At 69.3% G+C, this 18,270-nt stretch carries 26 protein-coding genes and 1 pseudogene; 6 read left to right on the top strand and 21 right to left on the bottom strand.

The features are described from left to right. The first annotated feature begins 292 nt into the window (after positions 1 to 292). From ACGFNK_RS10430 to ACGFNK_RS10420, 3 genes are read left to right on the top strand one after another with little or no spacing between them, the layout of a single operon-like run. Positions 293 to 1,255 (top strand): ABC transporter substrate-binding protein, encoded by a 963-nt coding sequence (locus tag ACGFNK_RS10430; protein ID WP_393413927.1) that lies wholly within the window; start codon positions 293 to 295, stop codon positions 1,253 to 1,255. 34 nt (positions 1,256 to 1,289) lie between these two features. Next, positions 1,290 to 2,234: an amino acid ABC transporter permease gene (locus ACGFNK_RS10425; protein ID WP_393413925.1), complete on the top strand. Its 945-nt coding sequence runs from the start codon at positions 1,290 to 1,292 to the stop codon at positions 2,232 to 2,234. Then, the gene (locus tag ACGFNK_RS10420) at positions 2,231 to 2,992 is read left to right on the top strand and encodes an amino acid ABC transporter ATP-binding protein (protein WP_393413922.1); all 762 of its coding nucleotides are present in this window, start codon (positions 2,231 to 2,233) and stop codon (positions 2,990 to 2,992) included. Before ACGFNK_RS10425 ends, ACGFNK_RS10420 begins: the two co-directional genes overlap by 4 nt. Before the next feature lie 59 nt (positions 2,993 to 3,051). Here the strand turns inward: ACGFNK_RS10420 and ACGFNK_RS10415 are convergent, their stop codons facing one another. Then, positions 3,052 to 3,810 carry a class I SAM-dependent methyltransferase gene (locus tag ACGFNK_RS10415; RefSeq protein ID WP_393413919.1) on the bottom strand — a complete coding sequence of 253 codons (759 nt, stop codon included), beginning with the start codon at positions 3,808 to 3,810 and terminating at the stop codon, positions 3,052 to 3,054. A 95-nt stretch (positions 3,811 to 3,905) separates the two neighbouring features. On the opposite strand from ACGFNK_RS10415, the gene ACGFNK_RS10410 reads away from it, so the two are divergent. Then, on the top strand, positions 3,906 to 4,535 hold the full coding sequence (locus ACGFNK_RS10410; protein WP_393413916.1) for a CGNR zinc finger domain-containing protein: 630 nt from the start codon (positions 3,906 to 3,908) through the stop codon (positions 4,533 to 4,535). Here ACGFNK_RS10410 and sodX read toward each other — a convergent pair. Beyond that, a complete protein-coding gene (gene sodX / locus ACGFNK_RS10405) occupies positions 4,439 to 4,873 on the bottom strand; it encodes a nickel-type superoxide dismutase maturation protease (RefSeq protein ID WP_386339309.1) in 435 nt (144 codons plus the stop codon). The two genes, ACGFNK_RS10410 and sodX, sit on opposite strands and share 97 nt — an antisense overlap. A gap of 145 nt (positions 4,874 to 5,018) precedes the next feature. On the opposite strand from sodX, the gene sodN reads away from it, so the two are divergent. After that, positions 5,019 to 5,414 carry a superoxide dismutase, Ni gene (gene sodN / locus ACGFNK_RS10400; RefSeq protein ID WP_189320739.1) on the top strand — a complete coding sequence of 132 codons (396 nt, stop codon included), beginning with the start codon at positions 5,019 to 5,021 and terminating at the stop codon, positions 5,412 to 5,414. Between the two features lie 75 nt (positions 5,415 to 5,489). On the opposite strand, the gene ACGFNK_RS10395 is transcribed toward sodN, so the two are convergent. From ACGFNK_RS10395 to ACGFNK_RS10330, 14 genes and pseudogenes are all read right to left on the bottom strand, one after another. After that, entirely contained in the window at positions 5,490 to 5,714 is a 225-nt protein-coding gene (locus tag ACGFNK_RS10395; protein ID WP_393413913.1) for a hypothetical protein, read from the bottom strand. 12 nt (positions 5,715 to 5,726) lie between these two features. Then, positions 5,727 to 5,882 carry a hypothetical protein gene (locus ACGFNK_RS10390; protein WP_393413910.1) on the bottom strand — a complete coding sequence of 52 codons (156 nt, stop codon included), beginning with the start codon at positions 5,880 to 5,882 and terminating at the stop codon, positions 5,727 to 5,729. Positions 5,883 to 5,930: 48 nt separating this feature from the next. Further along, on the bottom strand, positions 5,931 to 6,641 hold the full coding sequence (locus ACGFNK_RS10385) for a maleylpyruvate isomerase family mycothiol-dependent enzyme (RefSeq protein WP_393413907.1): 711 nt from the start codon (positions 6,639 to 6,641) through the stop codon (positions 5,931 to 5,933). Positions 6,642 to 6,650: 9 nt separating this feature from the next. Further along, positions 6,651 to 7,160 (bottom strand): GNAT family N-acetyltransferase, encoded by a 510-nt coding sequence (locus tag ACGFNK_RS10380; RefSeq protein ID WP_393413904.1) that lies wholly within the window; start codon positions 7,158 to 7,160, stop codon positions 6,651 to 6,653. A gap of 281 nt (positions 7,161 to 7,441) precedes the next feature. Next, complete coding sequence (locus tag ACGFNK_RS10375; RefSeq protein ID WP_393413901.1) at positions 7,442 to 8,245, bottom strand: phosphatidate cytidylyltransferase; 804 nt, start codon at positions 8,243 to 8,245, stop codon at positions 7,442 to 7,444. Continuing rightward, positions 8,242 to 10,020: an aminotransferase class I/II-fold pyridoxal phosphate-dependent enzyme gene (locus ACGFNK_RS10370; RefSeq protein WP_393413898.1), complete on the bottom strand. Its 1,779-nt coding sequence runs from the start codon at positions 10,018 to 10,020 to the stop codon at positions 8,242 to 8,244. Before ACGFNK_RS10370 ends, ACGFNK_RS10375 begins: the two co-directional genes overlap by 4 nt. Positions 10,021 to 10,213: 193 nt before the next feature. Next, a complete protein-coding gene (locus ACGFNK_RS10365) occupies positions 10,214 to 10,525 on the bottom strand; it encodes a gas vesicle protein K (RefSeq protein WP_393413895.1) in 312 nt (103 codons plus the stop codon). 7 nt (positions 10,526 to 10,532) lie between these two features. Next, complete coding sequence (gvpJ, locus tag ACGFNK_RS10360; RefSeq protein WP_033320071.1) at positions 10,533 to 10,727, bottom strand: gas vesicle protein GvpJ; 195 nt, start codon at positions 10,725 to 10,727, stop codon at positions 10,533 to 10,535. Next, a pseudogene (locus ACGFNK_RS10355) lies at positions 10,724 to 11,335 on the bottom strand (GvpL/GvpF family gas vesicle protein); the annotation flags it as partial. The pseudogene ACGFNK_RS10355 and the gene gvpJ (ACGFNK_RS10360), both read right to left, overlap by 4 nt. Positions 11,336 to 11,729: 394 nt before the next feature. Then, positions 11,730 to 12,185: a gas vesicle protein gene (locus ACGFNK_RS10350; RefSeq protein ID WP_393413892.1), complete on the bottom strand. Its 456-nt coding sequence runs from the start codon at positions 12,183 to 12,185 to the stop codon at positions 11,730 to 11,732. Positions 12,186 to 12,195: 10 nt separating this feature from the next. After that, positions 12,196 to 12,447 carry a gas vesicle protein GvpG gene (locus tag ACGFNK_RS10345; protein ID WP_393413889.1) on the bottom strand — a complete coding sequence of 84 codons (252 nt, stop codon included), beginning with the start codon at positions 12,445 to 12,447 and terminating at the stop codon, positions 12,196 to 12,198. Positions 12,448 to 12,450: 3 nt separating this feature from the next. Beyond that, positions 12,451 to 13,227: a GvpL/GvpF family gas vesicle protein gene (locus tag ACGFNK_RS10340; RefSeq protein WP_393413886.1), complete on the bottom strand. Its 777-nt coding sequence runs from the start codon at positions 13,225 to 13,227 to the stop codon at positions 12,451 to 12,453. Positions 13,228 to 13,252: 25 nt separating this feature from the next. After that, positions 13,253 to 13,651, bottom strand: coding sequence for a gas vesicle protein GvpJ (gvpJ, locus tag ACGFNK_RS10335; protein WP_386339091.1), 399 nt, complete (start codon positions 13,649 to 13,651; stop codon positions 13,253 to 13,255). 145 nt (positions 13,652 to 13,796) lie between these two features. Beyond that, complete coding sequence (locus ACGFNK_RS10330) at positions 13,797 to 14,183, bottom strand: gas vesicle protein (protein ID WP_393413881.1); 387 nt, start codon at positions 14,181 to 14,183, stop codon at positions 13,797 to 13,799. Positions 14,184 to 14,465: 282 nt separating this feature from the next. Here ACGFNK_RS10330 and ACGFNK_RS10325 point away from each other — a divergent pair, with 282 nt between their 5' ends. Continuing rightward, entirely contained in the window at positions 14,466 to 15,209 is a 744-nt protein-coding gene (locus ACGFNK_RS10325; protein ID WP_393413878.1) for a VOC family protein, read from the top strand. A gap of 7 nt (positions 15,210 to 15,216) precedes the next feature. On the opposite strand, the gene ACGFNK_RS10320 is transcribed toward ACGFNK_RS10325, so the two are convergent. The 5 genes from ACGFNK_RS10320 to ACGFNK_RS10300 all read right to left on the bottom strand — a co-directional run bounded on the left by ACGFNK_RS10320 (position 15,217) and on the right by ACGFNK_RS10300 (position 18,200). Continuing rightward, positions 15,217 to 15,552: a DUF952 domain-containing protein gene (locus ACGFNK_RS10320; RefSeq protein ID WP_393413875.1), complete on the bottom strand. Its 336-nt coding sequence runs from the start codon at positions 15,550 to 15,552 to the stop codon at positions 15,217 to 15,219. A 10-nt stretch (positions 15,553 to 15,562) separates the two neighbouring features. Next, positions 15,563 to 16,795, bottom strand: coding sequence for an RNA polymerase sigma factor (locus ACGFNK_RS10315; RefSeq protein ID WP_393413872.1), 1,233 nt, complete (start codon positions 16,793 to 16,795; stop codon positions 15,563 to 15,565). Between the two features lie 13 nt (positions 16,796 to 16,808). Further along, a complete protein-coding gene (locus ACGFNK_RS10310) occupies positions 16,809 to 17,222 on the bottom strand; it encodes a YciI family protein (protein WP_393413869.1) in 414 nt (137 codons plus the stop codon). 117 nt (positions 17,223 to 17,339) lie between these two features. Continuing rightward, positions 17,340 to 17,558, bottom strand: a complete 219-nt coding sequence (locus tag ACGFNK_RS10305) for a hypothetical protein (RefSeq protein ID WP_393413866.1) — start codon at positions 17,556 to 17,558, stop codon at positions 17,340 to 17,342. A 54-nt stretch (positions 17,559 to 17,612) separates the two neighbouring features. Next, complete coding sequence (locus tag ACGFNK_RS10300) at positions 17,613 to 18,200, bottom strand: dihydrofolate reductase family protein (RefSeq protein WP_393413863.1); 588 nt, start codon at positions 18,198 to 18,200, stop codon at positions 17,613 to 17,615. Positions 18,201 to 18,270: the final 70 nt, after the last annotated feature.

Raw genomic sequence — 18,270 nt, 5'->3', positions numbered from 1 at the left:
TATATCCTGACAGGTCAGCAGGGCGCCGCAAGTGCGAAGAAACGGGCGCTCGCCTCGCGCGAAGCACCGAAGATCTTCCGGCCGGAAGGAGAAAAATCCGTACATGATCCGGTCAAGATGGACCGGTCAGGCACGGTTCGGGGGTCACCCGTTATCCGATTTTGACATGGCGGGCACCCTGAGGGCATCCGTCCGAATGGCAAGATTGCCGTCATCACACGAGGTCGCAACACCCAAAGGTGTGTGTTCTCTCGACCCATCGGCACTCCACCCTTCCGCCGGAGGAATCACCATGACCGCAAGCTCCACCCGTCGTACGACCGCCGCGCACTCCCGGATAGCCGCGGTCGGTGCGATCGCGGTCGCAGGCGCCCTGCTGCTCACGGGCTGCGGTGACCAGACCGAGAGCGGCAGCTCGGAAGGCACCGACACCCCCTCGGCGAGTGCGGCGCCGCTGGCCGACAAGCTGCCGAAGGAGATCCGCGACGCGGGCGTCATCAAGGTCGGTTCCGACATCGCGTACGCGCCGGTCGAGTTCAAGGACAGCTCCGGCAAGACCGTAGGCATCGACCCCGACCTCGCCGCCGCGATGGGCAAGCAGCTCGGCGTGACGTTCAAGTTCGAGAACGGCACCTTCGACACGCTGATCACGGGTCTGCGCTCCGACCGGTACGACATCGCCATGTCCGCGATGACCGACACCAAGGACCGCCAGGAGGGCATCGACTCCGACACCGGCAAGAAGGTCGGTGAGGGCGTCGACTTCGTGGACTACTTCACCGCCGGTGTCTCGATCTACACCAAGAAGGGCGACGACCAGGGCATCAAGACCTGGTCCGACCTGTGCGGCAAGAAGATCGTGCTGCAGCGCGGCACGGTCTCCGAGGACCTCGCCAAGGCCGAGGCGAAGAAGTGCACCGGCGGCAAGACGATCACCATCGAGGCCTTCGACAACGACCAGCAGGCCCAGACCCGCCTGCGCGCGGGCGGCGCCGACGCCGGTTCCTCCGACTTCCCGGTCGCCGCGTACGCGGTGAAGACCTCCGGTGGCGGCAACGACTTCCAGCTGGTCGGCGAGCAGGTCGAGGCGGCGCCGTACGGCATCGCGGTCGCCAAGGACCAGACCGAGCTCCGGGACGCGCTGAAGGCGGCGCTGGACGCGGTCATCGAGAACGGCGAGTACGACAAGATCATCAAGAAGTGGGGCGTCGAGGACGGCGCCGTCAAGGAAGCCACCATCAACGGCGGCAAGTGACCGCGCGGCCGGCGGGCACTGAAAGGCAACACCCGTGACTGTTGACATCGACAAGACGGACGGGCCGGCGGACACCCCGCCGGCCGGCCCGGAGGCCATCAAGGCCATCCCGGTCCGTCACTACGGACGGTACGTCTCCGCCGTCATCGCCCTCGCCCTGCTGGGCGGGGTCATCTACGCGTTCTCCCAGGGCAGGATCAACTGGGGCGCGATCCCGGACTACTTCTTCAACGACCGCATCCTCAGCGGCGTGGGCAAGACGCTTCTGCTCACGGTGCTGTGCATGCTGATCGGCGTCGTCGGCGGCATCCTGCTGGCGGTGATGCGCCTGTCGAAGAACCCGGTCACCTCGTCCATCGCGTGGTTCTACATCTGGTTCTTCCGCGGCACCCCGGTCCTGGTCCAGCTGATCGTCTGGTTCAACCTGGGCCTGGTCTTCGAGTACATCAACCTTGGGCCGTTCTACAAGGACGAGTGGTCGCAGTTCATGACCCCGTTCCTGACGGCGCTGCTGGGCCTCGGCCTCAACGAGGCCGCGTACATGGCGGAGATCTGCCGCGCCGGTCTGCTCTCGGTCGACGAGGGCCAGACCGAGGCCTCGCACGCGCTGGGCATGAGCCACGGCAAGACGCTGCGCCGCATCGTCGTCCCGCAGGCGATGCGCGTGATCGTGCCGCCCACGGGCAACGAGGTCATCAACATGCTGAAGACGACCTCGCTGGTGTCCGTGGTCCAGTACTCGGAGCTGCTCCGCGTCGCCCAGGACATCGGCCAGACCTCCGGCGCCCCGGCCGAGATGCTGTTCCTCGCCGCCGCCTGGTACCTGGTGCTGACCTCGGTCTTCAGCGTCGGCCAGTACTACCTGGAGCGGTACTACGCCCGCGGTTCCAGCCGCACGCTCCCGGACACGCCGTTCCAGAAGATCAGGGCGAACGTGCTGTCCCTGTCGAACCGTCAGTCGGCAGGAGGTGCCGCATGACCGCCATGGTGAAGGCCGAGGGCGTCCACAAGTCGTTCGGCCTGGTAGAGGTCCTCAAGGGCATCGACCTGGAAGTGCAGTCCGGCGAGGTCTTCTGCCTCATCGGCCCCTCCGGCTCCGGCAAGTCGACCTTCCTCAGGTGCATCAACCACCTCGAGAAGATCAACGCCGGCCGTCTGTACGTGGACGGAGAGCTGGTCGGCTATCGCCAGAAGGGCGACAAGCTGTACGAGCTCAAGGACAGCGAGGTCGCCCTGAAGCGCCGGGACATCGGCATGGTCTTCCAGCGATTCAACCTGTTCCCGCACATGACGGCCCTCGAGAACATCATCGAGGCCCCGGTCCAGGTCAAGGGCGTCAGCAAGGCCCAGGCGCGGGAGCGCGCCGGCCAGTTGCTGGAACGGGTGGGCCTGGCCGACAAGGCCGGGACCTACCCCTCGCAACTCTCCGGCGGCCAGCAGCAGCGCGTGGCCATCGCCCGCGCGCTGGCCATGGAGCCGAAGCTGATGCTCTTCGACGAGCCGACCTCGGCCCTCGACCCGGAGCTGGTCGGCGACGTCCTCGACGTCATGCGGGACCTCGCCGAGTCCGGCATGACGATGATCGTCGTCACCCACGAGATGGGCTTCGCCCGCGAGGTCGGCGACAGCCTGGTCTTCATGGACGGCGGCGTGGTCGTCGAGTCGGGCCACCCCCGCGACGTACTGACGGATCCGCAGCACGAGCGGACGAAGTCGTTCCTGTCCAAGGTGCTCTGAGGGTACGAACGAGAAGGGGCGGTACGGATCCTCCGTACCGCCCCTTCCTCATTCCGTCGTCACTTGAGCGCGAGGACCAGCGCGTCCGAGGGTGACCGCCACACGGCCCGGGCCTCGGCGAAGCCTTTTTCGCGCAGCACGCGGGCGTGCCAGTCGACGGAGGGCGTTTCGCCGTCGGCGTGCTCCCCGTAGATCTCGAAACGGCGGGCGGTCGGCTCGGCGAGAACGGGGTCCTGGGCAGCGAGCTGCCACCACTCGGTCCAGCCGAGTACGCCGGCCTCCTTGGCGCGGTTCATGCGGTCGTGCCGCTGCGCGCGCTCCGCCGCATTGATCTGCGGGGTGGACTCGTCGATCATGTGGTCCGCGTTCATGAACACACCGCCGTCGCGGACGAGTTCCGCGACCTGACCGTAGAGGGCCGCGAGGGGTTCCAGGTGCAGCCAGTGCAGGGCGGTCGCGGTGAGGACGGCGTCGTACGAGTCGTAGGGCAGCTTTGCCGTCCAGTCGGGGTCCTTCAGGTCGGCCGTGACGAACGTGACGCGGTCGTCGTCCGCGAAGGTGCCCTCGGCGATGGCCAGGAGCGCCGGGTCGAGGTCGACCCCGGTGCTGACGGCCTCCGGGAACCTTTTGAAGAGCCGGGCCGTGATACTTCCCGTACCGCATGCCAGGTCGAGTACGCGCGGTGCGGGGCCCACCAGGGCCTCGACCATGTCGAGCATGACCCGGAAGCGTTCCTCACGATCCGGGAGGTACCACTCCTGCTGCCGGTCCCAGCTCTCCTGCCAGGCATGCCAGTCGGCTCCGGTCACGGTGGTCATGGACGCCCCTCCCCTCCAGGAGTAATACCCTGGAATCACAGTCAGCCATTACTCGCTCGCAGCACGACCATAGAGCGCCCTCGTAAGGACTACAAGTGGAACTGGCCTATTACTCGGACTACGCCGTACGTCTCGTCAACACCGAGGAACCGGCCCGGGGCAAGGACTCGCTCACCTCGGTCGAGGCCGTCCGCGACCTCTTCGGGGTCAATGCGTCGGCGGCCCGCCGGGCCACGGACGCGGACGTCACCCGCTTCCGGGGCGTACGGGGGCGGCTGCGGGCGGTCTTCGACGCGGCGGACACGGGCGACGAGACACTTGCCGTGGACCTGCTGAACTCACTGCTCCTGGAGTTCCCGGTGAGCCCGCAGATCTCCGGGCACGACTTCCGGGACGACGACGGCCGCCCGCTGTGGCACATGCATCTGGCGGACCATCCCTCGAACGCGACCGCCGGCTATGCCGCGATCGCCGCGATGGGTCTGGCCTTCCACCTCACCGAGTACGGCGTGGACCGCCTCGGCCTGTGCGAGGCAGCGCCGTGCCGCAACGCCTACCTCGACACCTCGACGAACCGTTCCCGGCGCTACTGCTCGGATCGCTGCGCGACCCGTGCGAACGTCGCCGCCTACCGCGCCCGCAAGCGCCTGGAGGCCGACCGGTCGGGGAACACGGGCCTCGCAGCCGAGAACGCCCAGCGCGCGACCGCGAGCGGCGAACGCTGACCCTCCTTCAGGGGCCGGTAGCGCAGCCACGCCTTCCCGAGGACGAATTCCTCGGGCACGGTTCCGTAGTCCGTGCTGTCCCCGCCGGCGTACGCGTTGTCCCCGAGCACCCACCAGCCGCCCTCGCGCCGCTCCACGGCACGCTTGACGACCAACAGGTCCTGCTGGAACGGATGACGCAGAACGACCACGTCTCCGGGCCTGATGCGCGCCCCGTACTGCACCACGAGCAGATCCCCGTGATACAGCGTGGGCACCATGGACGGCCCGGTCACTTCGGCCACCCCGAAAGGCAAGACAGCCCTCCCGCGCTCGGTCTCCTGCGACAGCTCCGGCATCACCGGCACCTCCCCGGTCCGATCCTCCACCAGTCTCAGTCTCACCCCGGACTTTTGTCCTAAGCCCATGGGGGCACTCGCGAAATCCCGTCCGTCACGGAGTAATGTCCCACCTGAGAAGACGATCACGAGGAAGGACAGCTCAATGCTCTCCCGCCTGTTTGCCCCCAAGGTCAAGGTCAGCGCACACTGCGACCTGCCCTGCGGTGTGTACGACCCGGCCCAGGCCCGCATCGAGGCGGAGTCGGTGAAGGCCATCCAGGAAAAGATGGCCGGCAACGACGACCCTCACTTCCAGGCCCGGGCGACGACCATCAAGGAGCAGCGCGCCGAGCTCGCCAAGCACCACGTCTCGGTGCTGTGGAGCGACTACTTCAAGCCGCCGCACTTCGAGAAGTACCCGGAGCTCCACCAGCTGATCAACGACACCCTGAAGTCCCTCTCCGCCGCCAAGGGTTCCACGGACCCGGCGACCGGCCAGAAGGCCCTCGACTACATCGCCCAGGTCGACAAGATCTTCTGGGAGACCAAGAAGGCCTGATCTTCGATCATGCTCTCTGACCTGCGATTACGTTGGTTGCAGCGTCTCCCTTTCCGCACCCGGTCCTCGGGGCGCCTAGAACGGCGGCCTTGATGGATCGGGTGCGGTCTTTTGCGTCCGGGCACAGGGGTCGGCGATCTCGGCGAAGGCCAGCCCCTGAAGGGCGAGTTGTTCTGTTTCGTATCGGCCCTCGGTTGTGGCCTCCACCTCGAACCCGTGCGCGACCGCCGGAGGGTAGCCGATGAGTTCGAGGGCTCGACTCGGCAGTGCCTGGCGGGACGCTTCGTCCGACTCCCACAACAGAACGGCTCCTCATCGGTTGGTGTCCGGATCGGAGAGCCACATCTTGAAGCGGAGCCCGGGCACCGCGGAGAACGCGGCGACGGATTCCTCACGCAGGTACTCACGCATGGACTCGATGGTCTGCCCCGACGCGGACAGGTCCCACCAAACGATGTCGGCACGCATAGCGCTCCTTCCCTTCGACAACGCAATACCGGCTGCCGGCCGAAGACGTCACACACGGTCCAGTCGCTGTGGCGGGTGGGGCGGCCAGGGCCCGAGAGCGGGCAGCCCCTCCGCCGCCACAGGTGAACTCGCGGGCGTACGTCCGGCCAGCCAGGCCGCCAGGTCGCGCACCCGTCCGGTGACCACCGTGCCCGGCTGCCCGTCGCCGACGGACCATTGTCGACGCACGTCCTCGGCACGGAGGCATGTGCCTGCCGGAAGACGGTCCAGGAGGAAGTCGATGGCGTGTGCGGCCAGGTCCTCGGGCCAGTCGTCCGGCCGCACACCGAGTTCCAGGTCGACCATGTGGATCCATGTCTCGCGCCAGCGCGCGAAGACCGTGGCGGCAAGGTCCGCGTTTCGGAAAGTGACGGGACGGTTCCAGTCCATGTCGTCGGCGCGTGCCCAGACCGCCTCCAGCGCGGCCGTGTGCGTGGCGAGTTCCGCGCGGTGCTCGGCGGCGCTGCGACCCGCCGTGGCCTCGATGATCGCGTTGCGCTCGTCCACCCCGCCGTCGTAGCCCGCCACGAGGTCACCGCTCAGGGCATGCTCAGCGAGACGGGCGAACATTCTCGCGTTGTCGGTGAGATGCGCCAGGACATGGCCACGTGACCATCCCGGAAGGGCGGATGCCTCGGCGACCTGCTGGTCGTTCAGTCCAGCGAGGAGCCTTTCCAGCGTCGCGTGGGCTTCGACCACTGCCGCGACAGGAGGTTGCATGCTCCCGCCCTACAGGGCCGGGCTCTGGTTGCGGACAGCCGGGGCGTGGGCAGCGAGGTCCTGGAGGGGTTCACCGCTCAGTCGGCATACGGTCCACTCGTCCAGGAACTCCACGCCGAGCGACTTGTAGAAGTCGATCGTCGGTTCGTTCCAGGCCAGCACCCACCACTCGAAGCGCTCGTAGCCGTGTCGCTCGCAGATCGCGGCCAGGGAGGCGAGCAGAGCCTTGCCGTGTCCGCCACCTCGGGCGTGCGGACGTACGTAGAGGTCCTCCAGGTGCATGCCGCGCGTGCCGGTCCAGGTCGAGAAACGGGGGAACCACAGGGCATAGCCAACTGCCTTGCCCGTCTCGTCGTCCTCGGCGATCAGCGCGAACGCAGCGGGAAGTTCTCCGAACAGGGCCTCGCGGAGCTGCTCCTCGGTCGCACGGGCCTGCTCAACAGCCCGTTCGTACTCGGCTAGTTCGCGGATCATCGCGCGGATCTCCGCGACGTCGTTCACTGTGGCGGCACGGATCATGCCGGAGATCATCGGTCACGGTGCCGAGCCGTGTCCATCCAATTCCGCGCCTTCCAGCGGCGTGAAGTGGACTGCACGGGCTTGGCCTTGAGGCACCCCACCCGCTCACGCTGTTTCCTTCGCCTCCCGCCATGACAGTCCGCGCTTGATCTCTCCGACGGTGATCCGCGGAATCCCGCCGTAACGGCCGCGGAGGTAGCCGAGTTCGAGGTTCTCCTCCTTGCGCGGCTTGGCGTCGGTGAGCGCGTCGAGCTCGTTCTCACCGGAACGCCGCTTGGAGGTCAGCGCAGGACAAGCAGGACGGCCAGCGCGATGAGCAGCGAGTCGATCCGATCCAGCAGACCGCCGGAGCCGGGTAGCCAACGGCCGGCGTCCTTTGCCTGTGCACCTCTTTTGATCATGGATTCGAGAAGGTCGCCGGCCGGGCCGCCGACCGCCACCGCGACCGCCATCGGCCAGGTCAGCGCGGACAGCACGGCGAGCACGCCGACGCCGGCCACGGCCCCGGCCAGGGTCCCGCTCCACCGCTTGGCCGGTGACAGTGGCGACAGCCGCGGCCCGCCCAGCCGTTGACCGGCGAAGTACGCCGCGATGTCGGCGATCGAGACCGCCACGAACAGCGCGAGCGCGCTCGCCCCGAGCGGCACCAGCGCGGCCAGCACACCCAGCCAGGCCAGCCCGAGCAGACCGGCGCAGAGCCGGCTCAGGCCATGGTCGGCGTCGCCGGACAGGAGCGGCACCGCGGCCACCGCGAGCGCCCCGATCGCAAGCGCCCGGAGCTCCTGTCCGGGCGCCAACCAGGCGGCCAGCACCACGCCGGCCACCGCCGCGGCCAGTACCAACCGGTCTGCCCGGCCCAGCTGCATCAGCCCGCCGAACTCCATCGCCGCAATCACCCCTACGGCGATGGCGACGGCCGCGACGCCCGGGCTGCCCCACCAGAACGCACCGGTGACCAGTGGCACTCCGACCGCCCAGGCACACCACCGGATCAGCAGCTCGCGGCGCCGGGACGCCGCCACCGCGAGGCCGCCCAGCGCCAGCGCCCCACCGAGGTAGGGCGCCAGGGAGGCCACGGTGATCACCGGGCGGATCCGGCGGCGGGAACACCGGCAGGCATCGAAACGGGCGAGGCCGAACCAGGCCGCAGTACATCCAGGGCGGCCTGAAAGACGCCCACAATGCGCGCGTTCTCGGCGGTGTCCTTGACCGCGATACGCACGGTGCGCCCTTGGTAAGCCGACGACAACGGCGACAGGTCGCGCAGGTAGACGTCGCGGCGGCGGCACTCGTTCACCACCTGTGCGGCACTCGGCCCGCCGGACGGCAGGGTCACGGTGAGGAAGTTCGCCACACCCTCCTCGACCACCACGGTCTCATCCAGCCCGGCCAGGTCGGCGGCCAGCTGCCGGCGCAGCGCGTGGGTACGAAGCCAGCAGTCGCTGTAGTACGCCGGGTCGCGCAGGGCTGCGACGGCGGCCAGCTGTGCCGGGAGGCTGACCGGCCAGGGTGGTGTTCGCAGGCGCAGCCGCGCCGCGGTGGTCGGCTCGGCCACCAGGTACGCAGCACGCATACCGGACAGCGCGTACATCTTGGACAGTGAGCTGCAGACCACTACCCGCGGATCCGTCCCGGCGAGGCCGGCGAGCGACTCGGTCAGGTCGACATAGCCCAGGTACGCCTCGTCGATCCACCAGCGGGTCCGGGCCGGCGCGGCGGCGATCACCGAGCGCAGCTCCGCGGCCGGTGCGTGGCGTCCGGTCGGGTTGTTCGGGTTGACCACCACCACGAGGTCGTAGCGGCCGGAGGCGACGGCAGCAGACAGCCGGGCCGGATCGATCCGCCAGCCGTCTTCACGGCGCAACCGGAACCGGTCCACCCGGCATCCGATCACCCTCTCCGTGACGTGGGCATACTCGCCGTAGCCCGGGTCCATCAGAAGCACCCTGCTCTCCGGGGTCAGCCACTGGCCGAGCGCACGGAAGATCAGGTCGGACGAACCGGCGCCGACCGCGAGCGTCTGAGGCGGCAGCGCCCGGGCCGCGGCAATTTCCGCCAGCAGGCCCTCGGCGCCGGTCGGCGGCGAGGTCCGGGCGGCCCAGGCCGGATCTTCCGCGAGCGCCGCCCGCACCCCGGGGGCAGGCGGGAACCAGGCGTCCAGCACGTCGGCCGCGACCACCTGATGACGTCGGTCCAGGCTGCGGAAGTCCGTGCCAACGGCGGTGAACGAGGCACCGCCGTGTTCGCAGCCGTCCGGCCGGGGTGCGAACGGCATGTCCAGCTGCCAGTCCACTTCGGACCGCAGACGTTCCAGCATGGTGCCGTAACGGTCCATCGTGGCCCTCGTCAGCTCGGTCACGCTGCCGGTCAGCACCTCGAACGTCAACGCACCGCTGTGGACGGTACGGCCGACCGGGCGCAGGCCGGCGGCCAGGTACATGGTGAGCAGCTCCGTGCGCCCCATCGCCACCACGCGGCGACCGCCCCGGGCGGCGATCCAGCGCAACGCCGCGTACATCAGCAGCGGTGCAGCGGCGGTGGTCCGCCAGCGCGGCTCAACGGTGAGGATGCGTACCTCGAAGAGATCGTCCTCGGTCAACAGCGGCAGCTCGTCGCGGGTCAGGTACTTGTCCAGCGCGTACCGCCCCAACCAGGACGGAGTCAGGCTGACAAAGCCGATCCGGTTCGCGCCTCGCGCCGCGACCAGGTAGACGTTGTCGCCGTCCAGCCCGTCGCGAAGCCGGCCGGACGGATCCGGCACATGCTGGCCCAGCTCCAGTGCGTACACCCGGTGGCGTAATTCATGGATCCACTCCAGATCCTCCGGAGTGGCAGCGCGCAGCTGCAGGTCACGTCCCATGAGCACCTCTTTCGACGCGGGGGCGCGTCCCATCGTGGGGAACGCAGACCGGCCGCGACAGGGCCGAGCGACACAGTCAGCCTGAGTACGCGTACTCAAGCGCAGTCGCCCCCCGCGTGCTCCGTCCACTGAGGTCAGTGGCAGGCGATGCCGTGGTCATCCGGAGTCGAGTCGTTGGAATCCGCGATGGCCTTCAGTCGGCGGGTGGCAGCAACGTCCCCAGTGGGCCCAGGTCCAGGTTGAGGTCTTCCAGGCGGAGGTCGTAGCGGGCACAGAGGTCCTGCATGCGGTCGTGGAGGAGCATCAGGGTCAGGCCGATGCGTTCTTCCTGGTCCTCCGTGAGGTCGTTGTTGTCGACTCGGTGGAGGGCCTGGCGTTCCATGAGCTGGCGTAGGAGCTCGACGACGGTCAGGACGAGTTTGACCAGGTCGCGTTCGACGGTGTCCGGGTCGGTGGACAGACGGTGGGCGGCGGCGCGGGTGTCCGGAGGCGGGGGCGGGGGCATGGCGGCCTCACAACGGCTGGGTGGCGGCGTCGACGGCGGCGGCGGCAACCGGAGCGATGACGGCGCGCAGGTCGATGCGTACGAGGTCGACGTCGGCGATGGACAGGACCAGGTCGCCCGTGATGACGACGCCGCCCTGGAGCAGGCGGTCGAGGAGATCGATGAGGGCGACCGGACGGTCGGCGACAGGAGCTACGGTCACGAGACGGGCTCCGCCGGGAGGGAGAAGGAGTACGGGGCCCAGGGCCCTGTCACTTCCACATGGACGCCGGGGAGACCCTCGGCCGCTGCCAGGACGCGGGTGCGGAAGTCCTCGACGTGGTCTTCGGGGACGAGGTAGGCGTCGTTGCTGACGTTGGGGCCGGGCACCTGCCCTGCGAGTTCGCCGCGTTGAGGACGGAAGGCCACGCGGTCGACGGCGAGGGTGCCGGCGAGTTCCCTGAGGCGGGCGGCCGTGTCGGTGGCCGCCTGCCAGGCGTCCTCCGTCGAGCGCTTTCGGCGGCGGCGCCCGGCCAGGTAGGCGCGGCCGACGCCGAGCCCCTTGCCCTTGGCCGGCTCGGGGTCGGGTGACTCGGTGTCGGGAGCCGCGTAGATCTTGACGCCGAGTTCCACGTGGCCCGTGACGCGGTCCAGCAGGGGCAGGAAGTCGTCGCGTCGTGTCTCCAGGGTCTGCCGTACGCGGTCCTCGTCGCGGTACACGGTGACCAGGCGCAGCGGCAGCACGGCGATGCCGCGCCCGGTGAGCGCGGCGACGACGGCGTGGTGGGCCCGTGCCGTGGCTTCCAGCCAGCCCAGGTCCTCCAGCCCGGCCTTGAGGGACGCTTCGTCGAAGTCCGCGGCGGGGACGGGGCCGACGACCGCGGCGAGCGCCGGGGGCGGTCCGGTGCGTCGCCCCGCGGGCCGTCCGAGGCGCCGTCCGGTGCGTCGTCCCCGAACTCCAGCAGGCGGATGCGCTCGCCGGCGACCCCGCGCAGGTCCGCGACCGCACGGGCGGCCTCCGGGGTGCGGCGCAGCACGGCGTAGGCGTAGACGATGTCGGTCTTGACGTCGTTGTCGACGTCAGCCTTGACGTCCTTGACGTCGGTGTCGACGCCAGTCCTCACGTCGCCGTTGATCTCGGTGTCGCTGTCGGCTCTGACGTCGGTCTTGATGTCGGTGCCGAAGTCTGTCTTTACGTCGGTGTGGGTGGCTATGTCGGTGTGGGTCATGAGACGGGGCTCCTGTCGGCGGACCGCAGCGCGGCGATCTCCGCGCGCAGGCGTTCGTTCTCCTCGGCGAGGGACCGGACGGGATCCTCAGCCTCAGCCGCAGCAAGGGACCGCCGGTCCGGCTGCTCCGCGAGCGACCCGTCCCGCTGCTCGGCAACGGGCCGGTCCGCGGCACTGGAACTCGCCCGGGAGGAGAGGGTGGGGTCGTGTTCCCACCAGTCGATGCCCATCTCCTTCGCCTTGTCGACGGAGGCGACGATGAGCCGCAGCTTGATGGTGAGCAGCTCGATGTCGAGCAGGTTGATCCGGATGTCGCCCGCGATCACCACGCCCTTGTCGAGGACCCGTTCAAGGATGTCGGCGAGGTTGGCGCCCTGGCCCCCGGGCCCCTGGTCGTACGGGGACGGAAGGCGGGGCGATCCGCCGAGTGCGCCTGCTACCGGTTGCGTCATGGTCGTTGCGTCATGGTCGGGAGGCTCGTCTCCAAGCTGTGATCTCGTCGAGTCGGTCCAGCAGTTCGTCCTCGCGGCGGTCGTACTCGTCCTCGCCGATCCGTCCGTCCAGCAGGGCCCGTTCCAGTTCGGTGAGGGCCTGCTGGACGGGGGCCGGGTCGTAGTACTCCGCTTCGGCGGCGTCCCGTACCTGCTCGGCGACCCAGATCGTGGTGCGCAGGGGCGCGAGCGGGAGGGTGAGGATGCCGGTCAGCAGGCCCATCGGTCAGGCCGCGAAACTGTACGGGGGCAAGGGGCCGCGCAGCCGGAAGTCGTACCCCTCGCCGAAGTCGCGCGCCAGCCGCTGTCCCGCTTCGGTGAACTCGTGGGCCTGGGCGCGTTCGACGAGGAACGAGACGTTGAGGAAGTCGTCCTTCGCCGGGGCGCCCTCGACCCTGGCACGGGCCAGCGAGGACAGCTGCTGCACGACCTGTTCGGCCAGCAGCCGCTGCCGCGCGTCGACCTGCCTGGCCAGCAGCTCACCGAGGGCTACGCGATCCTCATGGGTGCCGTTGCCGTCCCGGGTGAGTTCGTTGAGACGGCGGGCCTCTTCGGATTCGCTCAGCACTTCGCGCAGCAGGTCGTCCTGGGCGCGTGCGGCCTTGAGGTTGAACTCGGTGGTGCCGTGCAGTTCGGCGAGTCTGCGCTCGTACTCCTCGCTCTTCTCCTCCAGGGCCCTTCCGACGGTCGCACTGTCGGGGGCGACCATCCCGAACCGCATGGGCAGGACCGCCCCGTCCGCCATCAGCCGCTCCTGCAGCTCCTGGTGGGCGGTGAGGTCACGGCGCTTGGGGCGCAGCTCGGGGGGTGCGGGGCTGACGACGGCGGCGAGCCCGCCGCGGACCACCGCGCTCAGGGAGACGCCGATGCCGCCGACGGTGCGTAAGCCGTCGAGCCGCAGGGGATGGTCGGAGCCGGTGATGGCGTAGATGTACAGGGGTGAGTCCGGCGCCGGCTCCGAGGCTGCGGCCGACGACGACGGGTTCGTAGGGACGTCGCTCACCGCTCTTTCTCCTTCTCCTCCTTGCTCACCGCTTCTTCTCCTCCTCGTCGTCGCCGCCGAAGAAGTCGCCGACCGCGTCGACGACGCCGTCGACGGCTCCGCTGATCGCGCCGCCGGTCGTGCCCCTGGCTCCGCTCTCGACCATGTCGCCGACGATGTCGGTGAGCCTGGCGGGCGCCTTGCGGCCCGCCTCCAGGTCGAGCCGGTTGCAGGCTTCGGCGAAGCGCAGATACGTGTCCACGCTGGCGATGACGATGCGTATGTCGATCTTGATGAGTTCGATGCCGACGATCGAGACACGGACGAACACGTCGATGACGAGTCCGCGGTCCAGGATGAGTTCGAGAATGTCGTAGAGCCCGGCGGTCCCCGAACCGCTGGAACTGGAGGCGGCAACGGGTTGCGTTCCGCTTGCTGTGGTCATGACGGTCACGGGTTCGGGTTCCCTTCACTGTGCGCCGCACGGGGCCGTTCCACTGGTACGTACGGGAGGCACAGCGGCCGTGTTCACGGGCGAGACCGAAAACCGCCGTCGGAAGCGGAAGTTGAAGCAGCGACCGATCCTCGGCTCAACGCTCCCGGTCGAGTTGGCCGCGGGCGTAGCGGCGCACCCGTTCGTAGCCGAGGAGTTGGCCCCGCACGTCCAGTGTGACCCGGTAGGTGGCCATGACGGTCATGGTGTCGGGGACCCGTATCAGCTCCGCGACCTCCACGTCGGCCGTCCAGCCGTCCTGTGTCGGCCGGAGGGCCGAGACGGAATCCGGGTTGTTGCCGAGCAGCTCGGCGAGCTGAACCGCCGCGCCGCGCATGGCCTGAGCGGCCGTCACACGGCCGGAACCCGCTGCTGCGTCGTCTGCGGAACCCCCTGTCGTGGCGCCGGTCGTGGCGCTTTTCGTGGCGCGCTTCGTCGTGGGGGTCTTCGGTGCGTCCGGGTCGTCCGATGCGGTGCTTGTCATGCCCCTACCGTGCCAACTCCGCCGCCGTGTGGGGAGAGAATCCGCCGAAGATCCTGTGAGAGTCGAACGGCACACCGGCCTCCGCGATCGCGGTGAGCGGACTGCGCAAGGCATACGGCGAGCATGTGGTCCTCGACGGGATCGACCTGGAGGTCGCCCGCGGCACCGTCTTCTCGCTCCACCTCTCCCTCCGGCCAGGCCTTGCCATTGACTCACGGGGACGGCGGCTCACGGGGACGGCAGCGCATGAGGACGGCGGGCGCCCTGACCTACGATCGCCCGATGACCATCCGCTGGACGTATGCCTTCGTCGACCGCCCCGCCGAGGCCTTCGGCCGGGCCTGTGACTTCTGGACGGCGGTCACCAGGACACGCCTGTCCCCGCCCAGGGGCGAGCAGGGCGAGTTCGTGACCCTGCTTCCGGACGATGGGGATGCCTGTCTAAAAGCGCAAGGCGTCGCCTCGGGCGACGGAGGCGCACATCTGGACCTGTGTCCCGAAGACGTTCCCGCGCTGGTGGAGTCGGCGGTGCGGCTCGGGGCCCAGTTGGTCTCCGACCATCCGGGCTGGGCCGTACTCCGCTCCCCCGGCGGCCAGTTGTTCTGCGTGGTGCCCTGGCACGGCGAGTCGGCCCGGCCGGCGGCGGCCGAGGGCCCCGACGGCTCGACGAGCCGACTCGACCAGGTGTGCGTCGACCTGGCTCCGTCGGCGTACGACCGTGACGTCGTCTTCTGGCCCGCGCTCACCGGCTGGGACGCGCACCCGGGCTCCCGCCCGGAGTTCCACATCGTCGAGTCGCCCGGCCTCCCCGTGCGCATCCTCCTCCAGCGTCTCGACGAGGACCGCCCCACCTCAGCCCACCTCGACCTGTCCTGCTCGGACACCGAGGCGACCCGCACCTGGCACGAGCAGTTGGGCGCCACGTTCGTGAACCGCGGGGCCCGGTGGTTGGTGATGCGCGACCCGGCGGGCGGCACGTACTGCTTGACCGCACGGGATCCCGGGACGGGACGCCTACTCGCGTAGGCGCTCCTCAGCTCACGCCCGCCTCCCAGGGCTCCGCCGCGATCACCGCGGCTGCCGGTATCGGCCCGTAGATGTGCGGGAACTCCTCGCCGCCCGGCTCCGGGGCCTCGTACCTCACCGGCACGCCGAGCCGTTCCGTATCGATGACCAGGACGACGAGGTCGTCCGGGCCCTCGTACGAGCCGTACAGGAAGGCCGCCACGCGCGGGAGTTGGGCGCGGGTCGAACAGTGGATGAAGCCCTCCTCCTGGAGGGTGCGGCCACGCGTCGACATCTCGTACGTGCCGGTCTCGCGGGCCGTGTCCCAGAGGGAGCGTTCGGTGATGTGCAGAAGCTCAGGCATGAGCAACACGCTAAGTGATGTCCCCGAGGCGGGCCGCGCGGGCCCGGAGGTAGCGCTGTTCGGGGAGGCTCAGGGTCTTGGCGGCGGCCGACTCGTAGGCGGCGCGGGCGGCCTCGGGGTCGCCCGCGCGTTCCAGGAGGTGGGCGCGGACCGAGTCCAGGCGGTGGCCTGTGGTCAACTCCGGTGCGAGCGCGTCCAGTTCGGCCAGACCAGCCTTCGGTCCGTGGGCCATGGCGACGGCCACGGCACGGTTGAGGCGTTCGACAGGGCTGGGGACAAGGTGGACGAGGACGTCGTAGAGGCCGAGGATCTCGGACCAGTCGGTGCTGTCGGGCGAGTCCGCCTCGTCGTGGACGGCGGCGATCGCGGCCCTCAGCTGGTAGGGGCCGGGGCGGCGTTGGGACAGAGCCCGGGTCACCAGGGCCACGCCCTCCTCGATCGCCGCCTTGTCCCACAGCCCGCGGTCCTGCTCGTCGAGGGGAATCAGTTCGCCGTGCGGCCCGGTGCGCGCGGCGCGGCGGGCGTCGGTGAGGAGCATCAGGGCGAGCAGGCCGGTGACCTCGCAGTCGCCGGGCAGCAGGCGGTGCACCGTACGGGCCAGCCGGATGGCCTCGCCCGCGAGTTCGGCCCGCTGGAGGGAGGCTCCGGAGGTGGCGGTGTACCCCTCGTTGAAGACCAGGTAGAGCGTGTGGAGGACGGCGGGCAACCGCTCCTCCCAGTGGTCGGGGCGACCGAAACGCATGCCCTTCACCCGCTGCTTGGCCCGGCTGATCCGCTGCGCCATCGTCGCCTCGGGCACCAGATGCGCGCGGGCGATCTCGGCCGTTGTCAGACCGCCGACGGCCCGCAGCGTCAGTGCGATCTGGGCGGGCGGGGGCAGATCCGGGTGGCAGCAGAGGAAGAGCAGGGTCAGCGTGTCGTCCTCGGAGGGCGCGCGCCCGGGCCCGGGCGGCGGCGCGGTGAAGGCATCGCGCGGGGTGAGCGCCGCCGCCTTCTCCTCCCGCAGCCGCCGCGCCTGATCACTGCGCAGCGCGTCCGTGAGCCGCCGCGAGGCGACCTTGATCAACCAGCCCCGCGGATTGTCCGGCACCCCCGACTCGGGCCACTGCCCGGCCGCGGCCAGCAGCGCCTCCTGTACGGCGTCCTCGGCGGCGTCGAAGTGCCCGTACCGGCGTACGAGCGCGCCGAGAACCTGCGGCGCGTGCAGGCGCAGCAGGTCCTCGACTTCGCTCGTACGTCTCAAACGTCTCCTCTGCTCAACAATCGCCTCCGCCGTCGAAGACCGGCCGGATGACGACGGGGTACTCGTTCGCCCCCTCGGGGACGGGGCATGCGATGACGCGCTCGGCGATCTCCGTGACCCGCTCCAGGCTCGCGCACTCCAGGAGCCAGTAACCGGCGATCACTTCCTTGGTCTCGCCGTACGGCCCGTCGGTGATCACGGGCTTGCCGTCCGCGCCCTTGCCGACCAGCCGCGTCTGAGCCGGCTCGACCAGCCCCTGGCCGTCGATCATCTCGCCGCTCTCGGCGAGGTCGTTGTTGAGCGCCTCCATGTGCGCGTACATGGCCTGCACGTCTTCCTTGCTCCAGCCCGGGACACCGGCGGCGGGCTTGCCCGCCTGAGCCTCGTAGTCCGCCTGCGTGCCCTGCACCATCACCAGGTACTTCATGAGTCCGCTCCTTCGGCTCGGGCCGCCCGTGGTGGGCGGTTCTCACAGGGGACGTCGGAGCCGGCCCGCGCTTCTCTACACGCTCGCGGAAGTTTTTTCAGGCTCGCGGGAAGAGCGTCAGGAGTCCCGCTCCTCGGCCCCGTCGACCGCCGGTCCGGACTCCGTCGTGAGGACGGGCTCCGACTTGGCCTCTTCCGCCTCGTACGCCTGGCACTCGGGGTTCTTGCACGGGCCGGGACGCCACAGGGGCACGAACACGCCCAGGGTCTTGTGCCGGCGCACGACCTGCTCGACGGGGTGGCCGCAAACGGGACAGACGTACTCATCACTGGCCATGTTCTCAGGATATTGCGGTATGGCCCGGGCCGACAGGTGAGCGACGTGCCCGCGTCAGCGCCTGCGCTGGTACGTCCGCACGAGGACGCCGTTCTTGAAGGTGCGCACGGTGTCGAGCGTGAACTCGGTGAGCGCGAAGGCGGAGCCGAACATCGGCATACCGGAGCCGAGGACCAGCGGATATGTCTTGATGACGAGTTCGTCCACCTCGTCGATCAGCTCCCCCGCGATCTTCGAGCCGCCGCAGAGGTAGATCCCGAATTCGCTGTCCTCCTGCTTGAGTTCGCGGATCTTGCCGACGACGTCGTCCGAGACGATCTCGACGTCCGGGTCGGGCGACTTCTCGAGGGTGCGCGAGGCGACGTACTGCCTCATGTGGGCGTACGGGCTGGTGACATCGATCGCCAGGGCCAGGTCATAGCTGGACCGGCCCTGGATGATCGTGTCGAACTTCTTGTTCTCCAGGTCGTCGATGCCCGTTGCCCGGCGGACGGGGGTCGGCATGGTCTCCGGGTACTCCGCCTTGAGGAAGTCCTCGAAGAACTCCTCGTCGACGAGGGGGACGAAGAACTGCCCGTCGCCGCTCGGGTCGCCGATGAAGCCGTCGATCGAGCAGGCGATGAAGTAGGTGAGCTTTCGCATGCCGGCCTCTTTCCGTAGGCTGTGTGAACCACTCCATTCATAGTGCTTCACTTGTAGTGGTTGCAACAGT

The sequence above is a fragment of the Streptomyces sp. NPDC048825 genome (genome assembly GCF_043198355.1).
Lineage (GTDB): Bacteria > Actinomycetota > Actinomycetes > Streptomycetales > Streptomycetaceae > Streptomyces > Streptomyces xiangluensis.
Note: the sequence above shows the minus strand (reverse complement) of the source record. Positions and strands in the feature narration are given on the sequence as shown.

Coding starts and splice junctions, on each gene's coding strand:
- ACGFNK_RS10430 (WP_393413927.1), top strand. CDS start 293: ATGACCGCAAGCTCCACCCGTCGTACGACCGCCGCGCACTCCCGGATA.
- ACGFNK_RS10420 (WP_393413922.1), top strand. CDS start 2,231: ATGACCGCCATGGTGAAGGCCGAGGGCGTCCACAAGTCGTTCGGCCTG.
- ACGFNK_RS10415 (WP_393413919.1), bottom strand. CDS start 3,810: ATGACCACCGTGACCGGAGCCGACTGGCATGCCTGGCAGGAGAGCTGG.
- sodX (WP_386339309.1), bottom strand. CDS start 4,873: ATGCCGGAGCTGTCGCAGGAGACCGAGCGCGGGAGGGCTGTCTTGCCT.
- sodN (WP_189320739.1), top strand. CDS start 5,019: ATGCTCTCCCGCCTGTTTGCCCCCAAGGTCAAGGTCAGCGCACACTGC.
- ACGFNK_RS10390 (WP_393413910.1), bottom strand. CDS start 5,882: ATGCGTGCCGACATCGTTTGGTGGGACCTGTCCGCGTCGGGGCAGACC.
- ACGFNK_RS10385 (WP_393413907.1), bottom strand. CDS start 6,641: ATGCAACCTCCTGTCGCGGCAGTGGTCGAAGCCCACGCGACGCTGGAA.
- ACGFNK_RS10380 (WP_393413904.1), bottom strand. CDS start 7,160: ATGATCCGTGCCGCCACAGTGAACGACGTCGCGGAGATCCGCGCGATG.
- ACGFNK_RS10370 (WP_393413898.1), bottom strand. CDS start 10,020: ATGGGACGTGACCTGCAGCTGCGCGCTGCCACTCCGGAGGATCTGGAG.
- ACGFNK_RS10365 (WP_393413895.1), bottom strand. CDS start 10,525: ATGCCCCCGCCCCCGCCTCCGGACACCCGCGCCGCCGCCCACCGTCTG.
- ACGFNK_RS10350 (WP_393413892.1), bottom strand. CDS start 12,185: ATGACGCAACCGGTAGCAGGCGCACTCGGCGGATCGCCCCGCCTTCCG.
- ACGFNK_RS10345 (WP_393413889.1), bottom strand. CDS start 12,447: ATGGGCCTGCTGACCGGCATCCTCACCCTCCCGCTCGCGCCCCTGCGC.
- gvpJ (WP_386339091.1), bottom strand. CDS start 13,651: ATGACCACAGCAAGCGGAACGCAACCCGTTGCCGCCTCCAGTTCCAGC.
- ACGFNK_RS10330 (WP_393413881.1), bottom strand. CDS start 14,183: ATGACAAGCACCGCATCGGACGACCCGGACGCACCGAAGACCCCCACG.
- ACGFNK_RS10325 (WP_393413878.1), top strand. CDS start 14,466: ATGACCATCCGCTGGACGTATGCCTTCGTCGACCGCCCCGCCGAGGCC.
- ACGFNK_RS10320 (WP_393413875.1), bottom strand. CDS start 15,552: ATGCCTGAGCTTCTGCACATCACCGAACGCTCCCTCTGGGACACGGCC.
- ACGFNK_RS10310 (WP_393413869.1), bottom strand. CDS start 17,222: ATGAAGTACCTGGTGATGGTGCAGGGCACGCAGGCGGACTACGAGGCT.
- ACGFNK_RS10305 (WP_393413866.1), bottom strand. CDS start 17,558: ATGGCCAGTGATGAGTACGTCTGTCCCGTTTGCGGCCACCCCGTCGAG.
- ACGFNK_RS10300 (WP_393413863.1), bottom strand. CDS start 18,200: ATGCGAAAGCTCACCTACTTCATCGCCTGCTCGATCGACGGCTTCATC.